This is a genomic window from Fibrella musci, assembly GCF_041321105.1.
Taxonomy (GTDB): Bacteria; Bacteroidota; Bacteroidia; order Cytophagales; family Spirosomataceae; genus Fibrella; species Fibrella musci.
The window spans coordinates 653,882-672,337 of sequence record NZ_JBGGWD010000003.1; the positions used below are offsets into that span (position 1 = coordinate 653,882).

Here is an 18,456-nt window from a genome sequence, read left to right on the forward strand (position 1 = left end):
AATTAATTCGCCGAAGCGTTTGCTGAGGCGAGGGTTTGTAATTTGGTTAAAAAATACCGCGCCGACGGGCAGTTGGGATGCGCCGCCGCCCGTTCAATGGAGAAGCCGTTATTGACCATAGCCGTAGCAAATCCTTTCTTGTCTCTGATACCCCGCTGTGTATACTGCACACGTTGATCATGCAAAAAAACGGCTGGTTTCGAAATTGTTTCTGGGGCATCGTGATAAAACGACGTTCCGAATAGTACTGACAACGTACCTGAGTCCGCTACAAACCAAGCCTCTAATTCTTGTACAGCCATGCAGGCGATGATATCGTCAGCTTGATAAACCTCCGCCTTCACGGTATCAAACGAAACGGCATTGTCTAAATCGCGCAAAACCACGATCCATTCGGCGCCCAGATCACGCAACGTTTTCACTTGGCTCTGCATCCGTTTACTACTCACTTTCAGATTGCCCTTGCCGTCCATATCAATCACATCACCGATTTGCTGAATTCGCGTTTCGGCTAAATATGCCTGAAAGGCAGCGGATTTTAACACAATGCGTTCGCATCCGCCTTCCACAAGAAAGCCCACTTTCACCACGGCAAACCTCCTCCTAATGTACCCGTAAGCCAAGCTTCATCGGTTGGAATGTCATAGATATCCTTGCCTTTGATCTGCTTCGTTTGCGTAGTACCATTCACCTTGTTGACTAAAATCAACTCATCGGTAGTCAGTTTCCGAACCACTGCTTCAGAGTGCGTATTAAGCCAGATATAATGGCCTTTCTCTGCGCACATCGTTCGGAAGAACTCAATGAGTGACATCAGCACTTGAGGGTGAAGCCCGTTCTCAGGCTCTTCGATACATAGAAACTGCGGTTCATCGGATTGATACACAGCCGTCAACAGCGTGATAATGTAATACGTCCCGTCAGAAATCAGGTCTTTGGTGAATGGCTTTTCTACAGTCTGTTCATAGACGAGCAATGTATCCTTGTTGTCGAACGTACCTGAGACGACCTCTACCTTTTTGAAACCAGGAATGAATAGCACGAGCCATTCGTGAATTTCTTTACTCAGAACCTCGTCAGACAATAATCGCTTCAACACTGTCTCCATGTTACTTGCAGAAACAGTCAACCGTTTGTCGTCTGTGAATTTTAGCTTGACAAGACGTTCATTACCAATAAAAAGGCGAGTAAAGTTTTCAAACTGCCCTAGTGCTGATAGATTCTTATCATCGTAAGCTACTGTGTCGTAAAGAACTTCGAATCCATCTCCTTTTAAATAGAAGTTATGATTTCCAACAGAAGTACCTCTCCGTAAAATGTTGCTGCCACCGCCAAAAAGACTAACAACTACATCTTCTGGCATTCGAGTCGTTAGATATGCAAACTCCAGCGCCTCGAAAATATTCGATTTGCCGGAGCCGTTGGGGCCGACAAAGACCGTGAACGGATTGGGCTCTTTGAGCTCGATCCGTTCAATGGACTTGAAATTTTCGATAAGGAGGCGTTCGATCTGCATGGGGACAACCCTAAACCTTATAGGTTTTGAAACCGCAGTGGCGGACCGCCTATAAGGTTTGTCAGAGGCGGATTAGTAATCTTCTTGTCCGGCGTAAACGGGCAGTTGGCCAAGGGCATTGGCGAGCTGTTCGGTGGTGAGCGCCGTGCCGTGCCATTTGTAGTTACCCGCCATGAAATCGACGCCATAGCCCATCAGCGTGTGCATCAGGATCATCGTAGGTACGTCGGGGTCGTTCTTAGCGTTCTTCAGCGTCTTGATGATGTCGGCCATGTCGTTGCCCTGCATCTCCACTACATTCCAGCCGAACGCCCGGTATTTTTCGCCAAGGTCGCGGTTATCATTAACCCCCTGCGTGGTACCGTCGATCTGCGCGTGGTTAAGGTCGATAATGGCCGTGAGGTTGCCTAGCTTCTTGTTGGGAGCAAACTGCGCCGCTTCCCAGATTTGGCCTTCCTGCTGCTCGCCATCACCCATCAGCACATACACGTGCTTATCGTCTTTGTTCAGTTTTTTGGCGAAAGCAGCCCCGGCTGCCACCGAGAGCCCCTGCCCCAGCGACCCCGACGCGATCCGCACACCCGGCAGGTGCTCGGCGGTGGTGGGGTGCCCCTGTAGGCGACTGTCGATCTTGCGGAAGGTGGCCAGTTCGGCAACGGGGAAGTAACCAGCCCGCGCCAGTACCGAGTAAAACACCGGTGAGATGTGGCCGTTGGACAGAAAGAAGATGTCTTCGTCTTTCCCATCCATTTCAAAAACGGGCTGTTCGTCGGCCCCACGTTTCAGACGCATCACGTCGAAATACAGCGCGACAAACAGATCGGTGCAGCCCAATGACCCACCCGGGTGGCCCGAATTAACAGCGGTTACCATCCGCAGAATATCGCGACGTACCTGCGACGCGATGTGTTCAAGTTGTTCGATTTCCATAATCTTCAATGTCATTTGCCTTCGGCGTCAGTTGCTACGCGTCATTAGTGGTCATTCATTGTTATGAGATACTGACTACGAATGCCCCGCAGCGGCGGACCGCACCAATGACGCCGCCGGCCAATGACTACTCTAAAATTTGTTTTGCGTGGTTTTTGGTATCTACTTTCTCAATGATGTTGATGATGATGCCGTTCTCGTCGATGATAAAGGTCTTGCGTAACGTACCCATGTACTTCCGGCCGTACATCGACTTTTCTGCCCATACGCCGTAGGCTTCTACCACCGCTTTGTCGGTGTCGGCAGCCAGGGTGAATGGCAGGTCATATTTCTTGATGAATTTCTGGTGCGACGTTTCGCTGTCGACACTCACGCCGATGACTTCGTAGCCCGCCTGTTTCAGATCGGCGTAGTTGTCGCGGAGGCTACAGGCCTGCGCCGTACAACCCGATGTATCGTCTTTGGGATAAAAGTAGAGCACTACTTTTTTACCTTTGAAATCGGACAATTGCAGCGGATTGCCGTGTTGATCGTGGGTAGTGAAATTAGGGGCAGGGTCGCCGACAGAGAGAGCCATAGCGTCGAAATTGTGGCACAAACATACATTTTGAACCGGCTAAAGTTCAATGCCGCGCTGCTTTTCAGTCGGGTATGTATGGATAGAATGCACCAGACGGCTAAACATACCCTTCAACCCATCCAGTTATCGCCGACGTTTTACGGGCCGGGGGGCAGCGGGTTTGGCAATTGTGGCGATCGCTTCGGCTACATTACCGGCCCGGTCACGTACCTGGATTTTCACTTCCGCATCGGGCTCAAACGGCGTCTCGGGGTCTAGTTTATCCGACCAGATTAGCGCCCGTTTATAGTCGTACTGCATCAGTACCCACTCACCATTGACAAACGCCCTGAACTTATCGATCCCAGCCAGATCGTCGCTGATCCGGGCGGTAATGCCGTTGGGTGTGGCGCTCACAATGCGAATAGCGGGCGGCGTTACGTCGGTGAGCAGACCAAACCGGCCCAGCGTCCGGGTCGTAAACTCAATGCGGTTACCCGTCCAGGTGCCGCCTATGAAGTTCTGCCGCCCGTTGTTAAGCGCGTACACTCTGGTCCGCAGCGTATCGATGCCCACCGGGTAAGTTGGCGTAAAACGGACGTGGATGACATCGTTGAGAGGAATGGTGTATTGGTTGATTTCCAACAGGTTACCAGGCAGGGTGCGGGTGGCCAGATAAAGCGTATCGAACAGCGATTCAATGTTGAAGCGAATGCTCACGTTACCCGCGTTCACCACGTCGGGGTGGCCGGGCAGTACCCGCTGCCGGAAATTGAGCGGCACCCGCCCACGCCCCACCTGCACCGAATCAGGCAGCGTTTTGTTCAGGTCGATCAGGTACGTTGCTTTGCCATCGCGCACATAAGCCACGGGCAGTTCGGTCGCGTTGCGGCCCACAAACAACCGCGCGTTGGGTGGCGTCCCCGGCAGGCCTTTCACCGTCAGTTTCAGCACATTGTCGTCGGGCGTGATGGTGGCCGAGGGTGTGGCTGTGGCCGATAGGGCAGCCAGTGCGGTCGTATCGACTTCGGGGATCGATCCCGCGGGCAAGGTAGCAGGTGCCGTTTCAGGCAGGATGGTAAATCGCAGCGTGGCCCCGTGTTCGTAGCTGTCGAAGAGCGTGACGGTCACTTCATGGGGTTTGCCGTCGAGCAGCGGCAGGCGACCTCGGTAGGCATTAGTGTGGTACAGGCTAAGTTGATTACCATCGGCAATATAGCCCCGGTGGTATCGCTGGCCGGTCAGCTGCTCGGCCTCGTAGTTCATGTGAACGTTAATAAACCGAGTCTGCTCGTGCGGGAAGGCGTTCATGCTGTAAGCGAACACCTCCTGTCCGTCGAGCCTGATTTCGACGCAGTTGAGGCCATTCCGGTAAGGCGATCCGTTGGCTTTGTCGTAAGCAAGCAGCTCGATACCCAGCAGCCCCGACGCCGAAATGGGCTGGCTCAGGGCGTAGGAGCCATCGGCGCGGCGTACCGGCACGAAGGTCTGCCTTCCAAACTCCCCATTGAGCCGCGATTCGGGCGTCATTGTGCGCAGGGCAATCCGCTCAAAATATGGGGGTACGTCGTCGCTCAGTTCTGAGAAACCGTAGAGCAGTGGATTGATGAGGTTATCGTTGGGGTCGCGGACTTCGAAGTGCAGGTGTGGCCCACCCGATCCGCCGGTATTGCCCGACAAGGCAATGATATCGCCTTTTTTGACCGGAAACTGATTTGGTTCGGGGCGCAAGTCGATCTCGAATGTCTGCTTGGCGTACTGCGCCGAACGCAGGTACGTTCCCAGCGTGTCGTTGAGCGTTTTCAGGTGCCCGTAATACGTCGAGAGGCCGTTGGGATGTTTCAGCACGAGCAGGTTTCCGTAGCCGCCCGTAAATACGGCGATGCGGGATACATACCCATCGGCGGCCGCGTGTACCGGCACGCCCTCTACCCCACCCGTGCGGATGTCGAGCCCTGCGTGGAAGTGGTTGCCCCGCAGGTCACCCATACCGCCCGAGAGCGAGCCTGCCTGCCCTGGATTGATCGGGAAGGCCAGATAACCCGGCTGAATCAACGGACTGGCGGGCTTTTTCGATTGGGCGAAGACGGCGGTTATGCCCAGCCAACTCAGTAGCAGTACGGTACGAACGATCACTCAATAAGGGTATTTACAGGCGAAGTAGTCCCGGCTTGTCGCTGCGGAGTTACTTCGCACGGTTGCGCTTTGTTTTCCGCCGTTAGGTGTGGCGGCTCTTATGGCCTAACGAAATAAGCCGTACCGAATGATGCAGTAGATAGCCCGGAAACCATCCTGCCAGTTGATTTTTTTACCTTCGGCGTAGGTACGTCCATAATACGAAATACCCACCTCGTAAAACCGAATATTCTTGATACGGGCGAGTTTGGCCGTCACTTCCGGCTCAAACCCGAACCGTTTCTCGAGCAGGGGCATCGATTGCACCATATCCGTCCGGATCAGCTTGTAGCAGGTTTCCATATCGGTCAGGTTCAGGTTGTTGAACGCGTTGCTCAACATGGTCAGAATCTTGTTGCCGATCGAATGCCAGAAAAACAGAATCCGGTGGGGCCGCCCGCCCATAAACCGCGAGCCGTAGACCACATCGGCCACGCCCGCCAGCACGGGCTTCAGCAGGACATTGAATTCATCGGGGTCATATTCCAGATCGGCATCCTGCACAATCAGGTAATCGCCCGTCGCCTGACGAATAGCCGTATGGATGGCGCCCCCCTTACCCTGGTTGACCTCATGCCGAAAATAACGCACATCGACCGCCGGATTGGCTGCCTGAAACGCCCGAATGCGCGCTTCAGTCTGATCCGTTGAGCAATCGTTGACAACGATAATTTCTTTGGTAACCTGACCCGCCAACGCCACGTCGGCCACGCGCCGCAAAATCCCTTCGACGGTGCGCTCTTCGTTGTAGGCTGGGATAAGTATGGATAGTTTCAAGTGGTGTATTCTGGTTTATAAGTACATGCCTCACGGGTAGTTGAGTAGCTAGCCTTGCTCGACTACCCAACTAGCCACTTTATGCTTATTTCACATCAAAGTTGAGCAGTTCGCGGCCTTCAAGGGTGGCCACCAGCCGATCGCCCACCTGCACCGGCCCAACGCCTTTTGGGGTGCCGGTGAAAATAAGGTCACCAGTTTGCAACGTGAAGTAGCGCGACACAAAGGCGATCAGATAATCGATCTTAAACAACATCAGACTGGTGTTTCCCTGTTGCCGGGTTTCGCCATTGACATCGAGCTGAAAATTGATGTTCTGAATGTCGGCAAACTCACTTTTTGGCACGAACCCCGAGATGGGTGCCGACCCGTTGAACCCTTTGGCCAGATCCCACGGCAGTCCCTTGGCTTTTAGCTTGCTCTGGATATCGCGAGCGGTGAAGTCGATTCCCAGCCCGATTTCATCGTAGTATTTATGGGCAAACCGCTCTTCGATGCGCTTGCCCATCTTACTGATCCGCACCACCACTTCGAGCTCATGGTGCACATCCTGCGAAAAATCGGGGTAATAGAAAGGCTCGTTGTTCCGTAGAATGGCCGTATCGGGCTTGGTAAAAATGACGGGGTCATCGGGCTGTTCGTTATTCAGTTCCCGGATGTGTTCGACGTAGTTGCGGCCAACGGCAATGATCTTCATGCAGACGTTACCCTGTACGGTAAGGGCTATTAAACAAATGAACTCGCTGCAAATCTAAGGGATAAACGTGGCGTAACCGCGCGCGACGCACAATGGCCAGCAAACGGTCCACCGAATCAGGCATCAGCAAGCAGCTGAGGTTAAAATTGGGTTACAAATTTTCCCGTTGCGCGCCTTGCTTAAACAAAGCACGTCTTATGCAAGTCCTTATGGGATAATCGACACTTCCTTTCTAATAACATAATGAAAACAATTCTTGCCAGTATAGTAGCCATTGGCCTGTTCATTGGCTGCCAGACGGTCCCGATATCGGGCCGACGACAATTAGCTATCGTTTCCAATGCCGAGTTGTTCCCGCTGAGTTTTCAGAGCTATCAGGGCGTACTCGACACCAGCCGGGTCATTCGTGGCAACACACAGGCCGAAATGGTTCAGCGCGTTGGTAATCGGTTACGACAGGCTATGGAAAGCTACATGAACGCCAACGGATTTGGGGATCGGCTAGCGGGATATCAATGGCAGTTTTCGCTGATTGAAAGCCCTGAAGTCAACGCGTGGTGTATGCCCGGCGGCAAGGTAGCGTTCTACACAGGTATCTTACCTTATACCCAAAACGAAGCCGGGGCCGCTGCTGTAATGGGCCACGAGATTTCGCACGCTATTGCTGAGCATGGTCGCGAACGCATGAGCGAAGGGTTGTTGGCCAATGGCCTGATTCAGACTGGCCAAACCTTTGCTGGGTCAAAAGCGCAATCCAACACCAGTGCCACAAAGGCAATTCTGTATCAGGCAGTGGGCGTAGCCCTCCCTGTGGCCTACCAAGTTGGCCGGGCACTACCTCATAGCCGGGCGCAAGAGTCGGAAGCAGATAAGCTCGGACTGGTATTTATGGCCATGGCAGGTTACAATCCCAACGAGGCCATCAGTTTCTGGGGGCGTATGGCACAGGCCGGCGGCGGTAACAAACCACCCGAATTCCTGTCGACTCACCCCTCCGATCAACGCCGGATCGATGATCTGAAGAAACTGTTGCCGGAGGCCATGAAATATTACAAAGGTTAATCGCGGATTTGTAGTCTGGAAAGTCTGTAAAAAAGAAGTCCGGAGTCTGGAAAGTCAATCGGTTTGTACGGCGCAAGCAATACAAAGTTGACTTTCCAGACTCCGGACTTCTTTTTTACAGACTTTCCAGACTATACGCCTTACAGCGCCGCCACTACCTGCCGAACTTTCTCGGCGGCTTCTTTCAGTTCGACGGCCGACTGTACTTTCAGCCCTGACTCGTCGATGATTTTGGCGCCTTCAGCAGCATTGGTACCCTGCAACCGAACGATGATCGGCACCGGAATGTCGCCGATGGCTTTGTAGGCCTCTACAACACCAGTAGCCACGCGGTCGCAGCGAACGATACCACCGAAGATGTTGATCAGGATGGCTTTCACGTTGGGGTCTTTCAGGATGATTCGGAAACCCGCTTCTACCGTTTTGGCGTTGGCTCCACCCCCTACGTCGAGGAAGTTGGCCGGCTCACCGCCCGACAGTTTAATGATATCCATCGTGGCCATAGCGAGGCCAGCACCGTTCACCATGCACCCCACGTTCCCGTCGAGCTTCACATAGTTGAGGTCGTTGGCCGACGCTTCCACTTCGAGGGGATCTTCCTCCGTTACGTCGCGGTAGTTGGCCAGATCGGGGTGACGGTACAAGGCGTTGTCGTCGATGTTTACTTTAGCATCGACCGCCATGATTTTATTGTCCGACGTTTTGAGAACGGGGTTGATCTCGAACATCGACGCGTCGGTATCGACATAAGCTTTGTAGAGCGAGGTCACAAATTTGACCATCTCTTTGAAGGCTTCGCCGGTCATGCCCAGGCCAAACGCAATTTTGCGGGCCTGAAACGGTTGCAGGCCAACTGCCGGGTCGATCCACTCTTTTACGATTTTCTCGGGCGTTTTTTCGGCCACCTCTTCAATGTCCATCCCGCCTTCGGTGCTGGCCATGATTACGTTGCAGGCCTTCGAGCGATCGAGCAGAATGCCCAGATACATCTCTTTTGGCTCGGTTTCGCCGGGGTAGAACACGTCCTGCGCCACCAGCACTTTATTTACTTTCTTGCCTTCGGGGCCGGTTTGGTGCGTAACCAGTACGTTGCCAATCAGGTTTTTAGCAATATCGCGCACCTCATCGACCGATTTGGCCAGGGCTACACCGCGTTGCTCGCCGCCTTTGACTTTTCCTTTCCCGCGGCCTCCCGCGTGGATTTGCGACTTCACGACCACAAACTTCGAGTTTGTCTGAGCCATGATCTGCTTCGCTGCTTCGACGGCCTTCTCGGGCGACTCCGCCACGATGCCTTCCTGAATCCGAACGCCGTAGCGCTTCAATATTTCTTTACCCTGATATTCGTGGATGTTCATACGGACAGCAACACGCGTTAATTTTGGGCCGCAAGTTAAAACAGTTTTCAGTATCCAGTTCACAGTATGCAGTTGTTCCTCTACTGCGGGAACGCATGAGCCTACCAGATAACTGTATACTGTGAACTGCATACTGAAAACTGTACAATGCCCATACTCCATGCTACCAACCTACGCCGCGCCTACGGGCCGCTGCCTGTCCTGAACGACGTCAGTTTAACTATCGACGCGGGCGAGGTCGTCTCGATTGTGGGGGCATCGGGTGCCGGCAAGAGTACCCTACTGCACATTCTGGGTACGTTAGACCGCCCCGATGGTGGCTCCGTTACACTGGCTGGGCAGGACGTTTTCTCGTTGAACGACAAACAACTGGCTCGGTTTCGCAATGAGCAGATTGGCTTCGTCTTTCAGTTTCATAACCTGCTGCCTGAGTTTACGGCCCTCGAAAACGTAGCCATTCCGGGTTTCATTGCGGGGCGCAACGAGAATGAGGTACGGCAGCGGGCCGCCGAATTGCTCAGCCGCCTCGGCCTGACCGACCGGCAGCAACATTTTCCAGCCCAACTGTCGGGGGGAGAGCAGCAACGGGTGGCGGTAGCCCGTGCGTTGATCAATCAGCCGGCTGTCGTTTTTGCCGACGAACCCAGCGGTAACCTCGATTCACGCAATGCCGAAGAGCTTCATCAGCTGTTTTTCGACCTGCGGGATGCCTTCGGTCAAACCTTCATCATCGTTACTCATAACGAAACGCTGGCAACCCTGGCCGACCGCTCGGTAACCTTGCGCGATGGCCGTGTTGTGAAGGCTGAATGAACCCTTATTAAGTATAAATACAGGTATTAGTAAGTGTCTTTACCCAGCACCTAACTAGCCTCAATTAGTATTAAATACTCGAAAAAACATATTTTAATCACTTTTTAATCTAAGATAGCTAACTGATAAATAGCCACTTACACAGTTTACTACATGAATTTATCGGCAGACGAACCATTAATTCAGAATTGTGTTTTATACTTGTATCGAAAAGAAAAGTTTTTCATAACGTTGAGTAAATCAGAAAGCCAAGGGGGAGTCTCGCTTGGCTTTTTTGTTTCAAACCCCTGAGGGCTTCAACTCCCCTTAGGGGTTTTCCGTTTTTAGCTCCTGACAGAGCTCAACCAGTACGCCGTTGGCCGTCTTGGGATGCACAAAACAGACGAGCTTGTTATCAGCTCCGCGCTTGGGTACGTCGTTGAGCAGGGTAAAGCCCGCTGCTTTAAGCCGTTCCATCTCAGCCAGAATATCATCGACCTCAAACGCCAGGTGATGGATACCTTCTCCTCGTTTTTCCAGGTACGTGGCAATCGGGCTGTCGGATTTGGTAGCTGCCAGTAGTTCAATCTTGGTTTGGTTGACCCGAAAAAAAGATGTTGTAACGCCCTCCGACGGGACTTCTTCAGCTTTGTAGGGCTGGATGTTGAGCAGCAGGCTAAACAGGTCATTGGAGGCGGTTAGGTCGCGGACGGCAATACCGATGTGTTCGACGTTGGTAAACATAGGATACGTGGAGAATTCGATGTGTGAGTATGAACCCGACGGGCCAAATAACGACGGCTCGTGAACTTTGGCCTTTCAACCTGTTGTTTTGCTGGAAACGAGCTATACAAACATGGTTACGGTAACTGAACAGGCCAAGAATAAAATTGTGGAACTCCGCCAGAAAGACGGCCTTAACGATAATTACGCTATTCGGGTGGCGGTGCAGGGTGGCGGTTGCTCCGGGCTGATGTATGATCTCCAGTTCGACACGGCACAGCAACCCACCGACCATGTGGTTGAAGATAAAGGGATTCGTATCTACGTTGACCGCAAAAGTCTGCTGTATCTGGCCGGTACCGAACTCGATTTTTCGGATGGTCTGAATGGCAAAGGCTTTCAGTTTAAAAACCCGAATGCGTCACGTACCTGCGGTTGCGGTGAGAGTTTTGCCGTCTGAGGCGAGCCGTTTGCATCATTTCTCTGACCGGATACTCTAAAATAGGCCACCCCGACCGTGCGGTTTAGGGGTGGTTTTTTATATTTATAAGTCGCTTAAACCCCATTTGCGCTTTGGATCTGTACATGAAGCTATACATTGCCGTTGGATCGGCCATGTTGGTGGTGATGACGCTGTTCATCATCCTCTTCGTAGCATTCTATCAGAACCGGCAGGTACGTCATCTGCTTGCGCTCAACGAACTCCGCGAAGCCAACCGGAAGGAACTGATGGAGGCGACCTTCCAGGGGCAGGAAGCCGAACGCCGCCGCCTCGCCCGCGACCTGCACGACGAAATCGGCACGATGCTGTCGGTTACCAAACTCAGTCTGAACCAATTGGAGCGCCGACTGGCGGTGTTGTCGGAACAACCCACTAACGGGAGTATCGACCGCGATGAATCGGTCGATCTGGAGATGAGCACGCAGCAGGTACAGAAAACCCGCGCGCTGCTCGACGAAACCATGAGCAATGTGCGGCGTATCAGCCGCGATCTGGTGCCGACTACGCTGGAGCGGTTCGGGTTGCTAGCCGCCATTGAAGAACTGACCGAAAAAGCCAGCACGCCCGACATTACCGTGACGCTCGAATCGCCCAGCACGCTCCAGCGACTGACCGCGGCGCAGGAACTGATGTTTTACCGTATTGCGCAGGAACTACTCAACAATGCGATCAAACATGCTTCGGCCACGCTTATTGAGGTGCAGTTTGTGTGCATTGAAGATGCCGTCAGGATGTCGGTGATCGACAACGGGCAGGGTTTTGATTACGACGATGTGGTGAAAGATCAGCGCAGTGGCTTAGGTTTGCGGAATATTGAGAGTCGATTGAGCGTAGTGGACGGCCACGCGACGTTCGACGTGGCACCGGGGCGTGGCTCCCGCATTCATGTTGAAACGCGTAGTCATTAGGCAGCCTTTTATCATGGCTAAGATCAAATTAGCGTTGGTCGATGACCACAATTTATTTCGGCGCGGTATTGCCTCCATTCTGGGGCAGGTAGCCGATTTCGAGCTGGTGCTGGAAGCCAGTAACGGGCAGGAGTTTATCGAAAAAATTCCCCGCAAAATGCCCGACGTGGTGCTGCTCGACCTGCAAATGCCCGTGCTGGATGGCACCGCCACGGCCGATTACCTCCGCGAACATTACCCGCTTATCAAGATCATCGTGCTGACGATGCACGACGAAGACCGGATGGTGCTGCATCTGCTGGAAAAAGGCGTGAGTGGTTATTTGCTGAAAGACTCGGACCCCGACGAAGTGGAAAAGGCCGTTCGGAAAGTGATGGACGAAGGCGTGTACCTCAATGAGTTTGTGTCGCGGGCGATGCTTCGGAAGATGACCAACAAAACGACGGTTGTGAAGCAGTCGCCGTTGTACAACAGCAAAATTCTGCTGTCGGAGCGTGAAAAAGAGGTGCTGAAGCTAATCTGCGAGGGGCTATCGACGGCCGAAATCAGCGACCGTATTTTCCTGAGCCCGCGCACGGTCGAAGGGCATCGGCTGCGCATTCTGGAGAAGACCGGCACTAAAAACACGGCGGGTATGGTAGCCTACGCCTTCAAAAACGACCTGGTCTAGGCGGCAGGTCTGGTATGTACCCGCTTGTTTTCGACTGATTCTACCAGCTACCGGACCCAATCAGTCTGAAAATACATTAATTTTCCGTATGCGTTACTTGTCTGTTCTGGTCGTGGGCCTCGGCTCGATGGCTTCGTTGGCCTGTACGCCATCGGCTACAGAACCCATCAGCGTAGGTCAGGATTTTATGCCGCTGGAAACGGGTCGGTTTGTCGTTTACGACGTAACCGAGCAGCGCTATTCGCTGACGGCGGCCCCTGTGACCACCACCTATCAGCTCAAGGAAACCGTTGGCAGCAGCTATACCGACGTGACGGGGCAACCTGCCTATCGCCTGCAACGCTATCGCCGAACGACGACCTCGGGCACCTGGTCACCCGACTCGCTCTGGACGGCCCGGCTCACGGACCGCGCTGCCATTCGCACCGAAAACGGCACCGATTTCGTGAAGTTACAATTTCCGGTTCAGGAGCGCGACCGCTGGAACGGCAATCAGTTCAATCCGTTCGACGAAGACCTATATCAGGCCCGGCAGGTACGTCAGCCTTATACCGTTGGCAGTCGGCTTTTTGACGAAACGGTGCAGGTTGTGCAACAGGACGATTCAACGCTGGTATCGCGCACGAAACGGGTTGAAGTCTATGCCCGACAGATTGGCTTAGTCTACAAGGAGCGGGTGGCGTTGCAGTATTGCTCAACGGGGGCTTGCCTCGGTAAAGCGCAGATCGATTTTGGGGTTCGGCAGGTATTCAGAGCGGTTGCATATGGGAAGGAATAGGTATTGGGGTGGCTTGTTGTTGCTGCTTATGCTGCTGCTGGGCGCACGCCCCATGCAGGCTCAACGGCCTGGTCAGTATCTGCTTATTTTTCGGGACAAGGCCAACACGCCCTTCAGCGTCAGCCAGCCTACGCAGTTTTTATCGGCCCGATCGGTAGCCCGGCGGCAACGGCAGGGTATCGCCATTACCAGCCGCGATTTGCCCGTCACACCAGCTTATGTACAGGGACTGCGACAGGCGGGCGCACGGGTGCTCTACACGTCGCGGTGGCTCAATGCGGCGCTGGTCGAAGCCAATTCAGCTTTACTACCCACGTTGCTGGCACTCCCCTACGTGCAGGGCCTGGAAACGGGCCGGGTACTCAACAACGTAAATGCCCGCCAGAATGCCGCGGCCGACGGTGAGCAACGTACCCAGAAATTTGGCAAGACAATACCGAGTTACGGACAGGCCGATTTTCAACTCCGGCAATTGGGCGTCGATCAGATGCACGAACAGGGCTTTCGGGGCGAAGGCATGCTCGTGGGCATTCTGGATGCGGGCTTTCTGCGGGCCAATCAGGTCCCTTTTCTACAGAATCTGTTTACCGAAAAACGAATTGTAGCTACCTACGATTTTGCCGACCGCGAGACCGATGTCTACGACGATGACACGCACGGCCTCAATGTGCTATCAGTGATGGCGGGTGAATTGCCCAACCAGTTCTACGGTCCGGCGTTCAAAGCTTCTTACGTGCTGCTACGAACCGAGGTAGCTGCCACCGAAAATCCTGTCGAAGAGGCATACTGGCTTTTCGGAGCCGAATATGCCGATAGCGTGGGCGTCGATGTGATCAACTCCTCGCTGGGCTACACCACCTTTGATAACCCCGCCGATAACCATACCTACGCCGACCTGACGGGCACCCGAACCATCGTCAGCCGGGCAGCAACCTGGGCGGGCGAAGCGGGCATCGTGGTCGTTAATTCGGCAGGCAACGAGGGTAACAACGCCTGGCGATACATCGGTGCACCGGCCGATTCCCCGTCGATTTTATCCATCGGTGCCATCGACCGAACCGAGCAGCTGGCCAGCTTTAGTTCGGTTGGCCCCACGCCCAATGGCCGCCTAAAGCCCGATCTGGTTGCGCTGGGCGTTGGTACGGTGCTTGGCTCGCCCAACGGGACCATCGTTAGTGGAAATGGCACGTCGTTTTCGTCGCCGCTGGTAGCGGCATTGGCAACGGGCTTCTGGCAGGCCCACCCACGGCTGACGGCGGCTCAGGTACGTGAAAGCCTCCGGCTGTCGGGCTCTCAGGCCAATTCATCCAACAATTTTTACGGCTATGGCATACCGTCGTTTGGGCGAGCCGCCGTTGTAGCCCGGCGTCGCTACGGTGCCGATGCACCTGCCGTGTCGCTTTACCCAAACCCTGTTAGTGGCCTCGATCCGCTCAATGTCTTCTGGAGCGAAACAGACCCCGGCCAGGAAGCCACCATCCAAATAGCCGACCTGACGGGTCGAGTCGTTTACCAGGAGCACCTGCTATCTGGTCAATCGTTCAGCGTTCCATTTATGGAGCGCGGCCTGTATCTACTTACTATGACAACCAGTACAAAATCACGGACAGTAAAATATATGCGCTTATAACTAGAATCGCAGTGATATTTGCTTATGCGTCTATCTCCACCAACCTTATCTGAGCCTACCGCCCTTTCCCATTCACCTTATGGCCAAACGGAGGCGGCTACCCTACGCTGGAGCTATCTGGCTTTTGCCATTTCGCTCGGTTTCGCCCTGTTTATTAGCTATATACGACCACCACTCAGCGGCTATTTCACTACTGACGAACAGTTTATTGCCGACTCAGGCGTGTTTATGCTCTATGGCGCCACGCCCCGCTGTCTCGACTGGCCGGGTATTCCCATGGTGCTGGTCTTTTATCTGCTCGCCATTGGCCAATGCGGCCTGAACCTGCTGACCGCAGCCGCAGCTGGGCATCTTTCTCCCATTGATGCGTTCGGCATCGTCGACAAAACCGTCTACAACTACCTCACCGATCGGGTGCCGCTGCTGGTAGCCGGCCGTACGGTACAGCTTCTGCTGGTCTTTGGCCTGCTTTTCTGGTGCATCCGGATCATCTACCAAAGTCAAGTGGTGCTGCTGCCCCGCGCCATGCGTTTTCCGCTGGTAGTGCTCTTGTGTTTATCCTTCGACGTGCTGGCTGGTGCCCCCGTTGTACGGCCCGAGGCGCTGGCCTATGCGCTGTTTGCGGTGGCCAGTCTGCTGGTACTGCTGGGTGACTTTCGCGAAGGATCATGGCGTCTGCCGCTGGTGGTGTTGGGTGTGATGGCGCTTATGATCAGCCAACGACTGCTCTTTGTGTTTACGTTTCCGTTTCTGCTGGGCGGCTTACTCATGCAAATGGGCTTTAGCTGGCGGCGGGCAGCGGGCGTTCTGGCTGCGCTGCTGCTCTGTACGCTCCTCGCCATGCCGTTCCTGTTTACCGACAGTTTTGTGGTGCTGAAAGCCTTTTTGGGCGGAATGCTCATGAAAGTAGGCGGTGCCCCGCAGCCGACCTATTTCAACTGGACATACATCCGCGACAGTGTGGTGGGGAACCCCACCGTCTGGCAGGGGCTGCTGGTTGTAGTGGGTTGTGTGGCGTTCTGGCGGTTTTACCCGAAACGAGGCATAGCGGCCTTGCTGCTAGGGAACCTGTTGTTCCTGACGGTCACCATCTTTCACGCTTCGACTATCTACCATACCCATACGCTGCCGATTAGGTGCCTGGCTTTTTTCCCGCTGCTGTATGGCCTGTATTGGCTGTTCCGCACCACAAATCGGGCATGGGTGGTATATGGGTTATTAGCCTTGTACGTAGCGTCTAACGCCTACGAAGGCTGGGCGCTAGTAAAGGCCTCGTTTGTCAGCAATCCTATGTGGGACGTAGTAACGTACCTGAAAACCCTCCCCGACACGAAGCGAGTGCTCATCGACCCCATCTTCGATAACGTGGCCCCGCGCAGCCAGAAAACCCTGGCCCGCGAACTGGCCCATATTCAGGATATGAAGCTGACTCAGGTTAAATACAAGCGGCAGTTGGGTGGGAAGGTTGAGGGGGACGTACCTGTTGCCATGGTAGCTACGTTATCAGAAGACGAACGACTGGCGGTGCTACAACGGCAAATTCTGACCCGCTACACGCCGGCAGGCCGTTTCCCGGATGCCTTTGTGTACACCGACTATCCTGGCTTTGTCAATTACTTTATCGATAAATCCACCGCCATGGCCGATTTCGATAAAGGGCAGTACGATTACCTGATTACCTACGAGGTACTGCCCAACCGGCAACCCGCCCGTATTTTCTGGACCGAAGCCTACTGGCCAGCCTTCTACCTCTATCAGTCTCCCGCTTTGGCGCACTTATGACCTTCACCTACCAACACGCTACGATTGAGCTGCAACAGGGCGACATCACCAAACTGGCAGTAGATGCTATCGTCAATGCAGCCAACAGCAGTTTACTCGGTGGCGGAGGGGTTGATGGAGCCATTCATCGGGCAGCGGGCCCCGAATTGGTGCAGGAATGCCGCTTACTGGGTGGCTGTAAAACCGGCAACGCCAAGCTCACAAAAGGGTACCGCCTGCCAGCCAGGTACGTTATCCACACGGTAGGCCCGCTCTGGAACGGTGGGCACCTAAACGAGCCGACCCTGCTGGCAAGCTGTTACCAACGCTCGCTGGAGGTGGCGGTCCAGCATGACCTGAAAACGATCGCCTTCCCGAATATCAGCACGGGTATTTATGGATACCCAAAAGAAGAAGCCTGCCAGGTGGCGATTCGCACCGTAGCAGGCTTCCTGGAAACTAACCAATCTATTGAGAAAGTGTATTTTGTCTGCTTCGATGCTGACAATTACACCTTATATGCACAGGCGTTGGCCAAGCTGTAGCCCCGTTTACTCACCCATCGTTGAACCGCTCTTGGGCGCTTTCTCCCGTTTGCGGGCCACTTCGCTCTCGCTCGATTCAGTAGACCGCAGCTTCTGATTCTGAGCCTTGTAATTCCGGTTCGCCAGCTGCTCATCAGTCACATGATCAACCGTGACACCACCCGAAGGCAGTTGGTTGGGCGCCTGATTTTTGTAGTTGGCCTGCCGGTTGGCGGATCCATAAGGGGGCCTCACCTCAACGCCCTTATCGCCTTCCCAACGCCGGGCCGCAGCCGCCTTGTTAGGGTGCTTGTAGTTATGCGTCGAATAGGTGGGATCGTTGCGGAGTTTGGCATCGTCCTGCGCCGACGTATCGTTGCCGCAGGCCAGCAGACCAAGGCCAGCCAGCAGTGAGAATACCAGTTTCATATCGTTCTGTGGTTTTGTTATTCTAAAGGTAAAACCTAAAAAACGACCACAGAGTTGACGGCTTAAATCCTACTTTTTCTAACCATTCTGCTAATTGATTCAGAATCCGCCAAACGTTCGGCCTCATCCAGTGTAACCCATTGGGTATTTTTCACTTCCCTGTTTTCACCAAGTAAAATTTGGTCATTAGAAAAATATTGGAAGCGGATATCGTAGTGTAAATGAGCCGGAATGTTACCGCGGGCCGGAATCGGGTGTACGTCGACGTCGAAGATCTGCGGGCTGGCTAATCGCAGGTCGGCGAGGCCAACTTCTTCCTCGGCCTCCTGCCGGGCCACCGCCTCCACGTTGGGGTTACCATCGGCATGGCCACCGGGCTGAAACCACCGGTCGAGTTTGCGATGGTGAATCAGTAAGGCTTTGGGCTCGCCAGGTACGTTGGTAACGGATGGATTCGACGACAGAATCCAGGCCGACCCTGTAATGTGTCCGATCAGCAGGGAACGTTCGAAGCACTCGGGATTGGCCTCCACGAAGGCAATGGTCTGGGCCGTCATGGCGGCTTCATTGGCGTCGGCCGGGGTATGTTGGCGTAGTAGTTGAAGGAGCGGTTGGCGGTGCATCTTTTTTTACCCAATTTCGCACCCAAACAACGTCTAAAAACC

General features: G+C 54.0%; 20 protein-coding genes. 9 read left to right on the forward strand and 11 right to left on the reverse strand.

All coding sequences use genetic code 11. The features are described 5' to 3' along the window. Positions 1-2: 2 nt before the first annotated feature. The 7 genes from ACAW74_RS12630 to ACAW74_RS12660 form a co-directional block, all read right to left on the reverse strand. Positions 3-623, reverse strand: coding sequence for a hypothetical protein (locus tag ACAW74_RS12630; protein ID WP_370698558.1), 621 nt, complete (start codon positions 621-623; stop codon positions 3-5). Then, positions 584-1,516, reverse strand: coding sequence for an AAA family ATPase (locus ACAW74_RS12635; RefSeq protein ID WP_370698559.1), 933 nt, complete (start codon positions 1,514-1,516; stop codon positions 584-586). Before ACAW74_RS12635 ends, ACAW74_RS12630 begins: the two co-directional genes overlap by 40 nt. 72 nt (positions 1,517-1,588) lie before the next feature. Continuing rightward, a complete protein-coding gene (locus tag ACAW74_RS12640) occupies positions 1,589-2,461 on the reverse strand; it encodes a transketolase (RefSeq protein WP_370698560.1) in 873 nt (290 codons plus the stop codon). Positions 2,462-2,573: 112 nt separating this feature from the next. Then, positions 2,574-3,023 carry a thioredoxin-dependent thiol peroxidase gene (gene bcp / locus ACAW74_RS12645; RefSeq protein ID WP_370698561.1) on the reverse strand — a complete coding sequence of 150 codons (450 nt, stop codon included), beginning with the start codon at positions 3,021-3,023 and terminating at the stop codon, positions 2,574-2,576. Positions 3,024-3,149: 126 nt separating this feature from the next. Continuing rightward, complete coding sequence (locus tag ACAW74_RS12650; RefSeq protein WP_370698663.1) at positions 3,150-4,994, reverse strand: M23 family metallopeptidase; 1,845 nt, start codon at positions 4,992-4,994, stop codon at positions 3,150-3,152. Between the two features lie 252 nt (positions 4,995-5,246). After that, complete coding sequence (locus ACAW74_RS12655) at positions 5,247-5,957, reverse strand: glycosyltransferase family 2 protein (RefSeq protein WP_370698562.1); 711 nt, start codon at positions 5,955-5,957, stop codon at positions 5,247-5,249. Between the two features lie 85 nt (positions 5,958-6,042). Further along, a complete protein-coding gene (locus ACAW74_RS12660; protein WP_370698563.1) occupies positions 6,043-6,654 on the reverse strand; it encodes a fumarylacetoacetate hydrolase family protein in 612 nt (203 codons plus the stop codon). A gap of 243 nt (positions 6,655-6,897) precedes the next feature. Between ACAW74_RS12660 and ACAW74_RS12665 the strand changes: the two genes are divergently transcribed. Continuing rightward, positions 6,898-7,716 carry a M48 family metallopeptidase gene (locus ACAW74_RS12665; RefSeq protein ID WP_370698564.1) on the forward strand — a complete coding sequence of 273 codons (819 nt, stop codon included), beginning with the start codon at positions 6,898-6,900 and terminating at the stop codon, positions 7,714-7,716. Positions 7,717-7,856: 140 nt separating this feature from the next. On the opposite strand, the gene sucC is transcribed toward ACAW74_RS12665, so the two are convergent. Next, on the reverse strand, positions 7,857-9,074 hold the full coding sequence (gene sucC, locus ACAW74_RS12670; RefSeq protein ID WP_370698565.1) for an ADP-forming succinate--CoA ligase subunit beta: 1,218 nt from the start codon (positions 9,072-9,074) through the stop codon (positions 7,857-7,859). Positions 9,075-9,221: 147 nt separating this feature from the next. Between sucC and ACAW74_RS12675 the strand changes: the two genes are divergently transcribed. Continuing rightward, positions 9,222-9,887 (forward strand): ABC transporter ATP-binding protein, encoded by a 666-nt coding sequence (locus ACAW74_RS12675; RefSeq protein WP_370698566.1) that lies wholly within the window; start codon positions 9,222-9,224, stop codon positions 9,885-9,887. A gap of 306 nt (positions 9,888-10,193) precedes the next feature. Here the strand turns inward: ACAW74_RS12675 and mce are convergent, their stop codons facing one another. Continuing rightward, positions 10,194-10,610, reverse strand: a complete 417-nt coding sequence (gene mce / locus ACAW74_RS12680) for a methylmalonyl-CoA epimerase (protein ID WP_370698567.1) — start codon at positions 10,608-10,610, stop codon at positions 10,194-10,196. A gap of 112 nt (positions 10,611-10,722) precedes the next feature. Here mce and ACAW74_RS12685 point away from each other — a divergent pair, with 112 nt between their 5' ends. From ACAW74_RS12685 to ACAW74_RS12715, 7 genes are all read left to right on the forward strand, one after another. Then, positions 10,723-11,049, forward strand: a complete 327-nt coding sequence (locus ACAW74_RS12685; protein ID WP_015334120.1) for a HesB/IscA family protein — start codon at positions 10,723-10,725, stop codon at positions 11,047-11,049. A 125-nt stretch (positions 11,050-11,174) separates the two neighbouring features. Then, positions 11,175-11,999: a sensor histidine kinase gene (locus ACAW74_RS12690; RefSeq protein WP_370698568.1), complete on the forward strand. Its 825-nt coding sequence runs from the start codon at positions 11,175-11,177 to the stop codon at positions 11,997-11,999. Between the two features lie 13 nt (positions 12,000-12,012). Then, entirely contained in the window at positions 12,013-12,669 is a 657-nt protein-coding gene (locus ACAW74_RS12695; protein WP_370698569.1) for a response regulator transcription factor, read from the forward strand. A gap of 88 nt (positions 12,670-12,757) precedes the next feature. Beyond that, positions 12,758-13,447 carry a hypothetical protein gene (locus ACAW74_RS12700; protein ID WP_370698570.1) on the forward strand — a complete coding sequence of 230 codons (690 nt, stop codon included), beginning with the start codon at positions 12,758-12,760 and terminating at the stop codon, positions 13,445-13,447. Further along, positions 13,434-15,077 carry a S8 family serine peptidase gene (locus tag ACAW74_RS12705; RefSeq protein ID WP_370698571.1) on the forward strand — a complete coding sequence of 548 codons (1,644 nt, stop codon included), beginning with the start codon at positions 13,434-13,436 and terminating at the stop codon, positions 15,075-15,077. The genes ACAW74_RS12700 and ACAW74_RS12705 overlap by 14 nt, the downstream gene beginning before the upstream one ends. Positions 15,078-15,101: 24 nt before the next feature. Next, positions 15,102-16,859: a hypothetical protein gene (locus ACAW74_RS12710; protein ID WP_370698572.1), complete on the forward strand. Its 1,758-nt coding sequence runs from the start codon at positions 15,102-15,104 to the stop codon at positions 16,857-16,859. Then, positions 16,856-17,383, forward strand: a complete 528-nt coding sequence (locus ACAW74_RS12715) for an O-acetyl-ADP-ribose deacetylase (protein WP_370698573.1) — start codon at positions 16,856-16,858, stop codon at positions 17,381-17,383. Before ACAW74_RS12710 ends, ACAW74_RS12715 begins: the two co-directional genes overlap by 4 nt. Positions 17,384-17,389: 6 nt before the next feature. Here ACAW74_RS12715 and ACAW74_RS12720 read toward each other — a convergent pair whose 3' ends face one another. Further along, entirely contained in the window at positions 17,390-17,791 is a 402-nt protein-coding gene (locus ACAW74_RS12720) for a hypothetical protein (protein ID WP_370698574.1), read from the reverse strand. A gap of 62 nt (positions 17,792-17,853) precedes the next feature. Continuing rightward, a complete protein-coding gene (locus ACAW74_RS12725) occupies positions 17,854-18,414 on the reverse strand; it encodes an NUDIX hydrolase (protein WP_370698575.1) in 561 nt (186 codons plus the stop codon). Positions 18,415-18,456 lie beyond the last annotated feature (42 nt).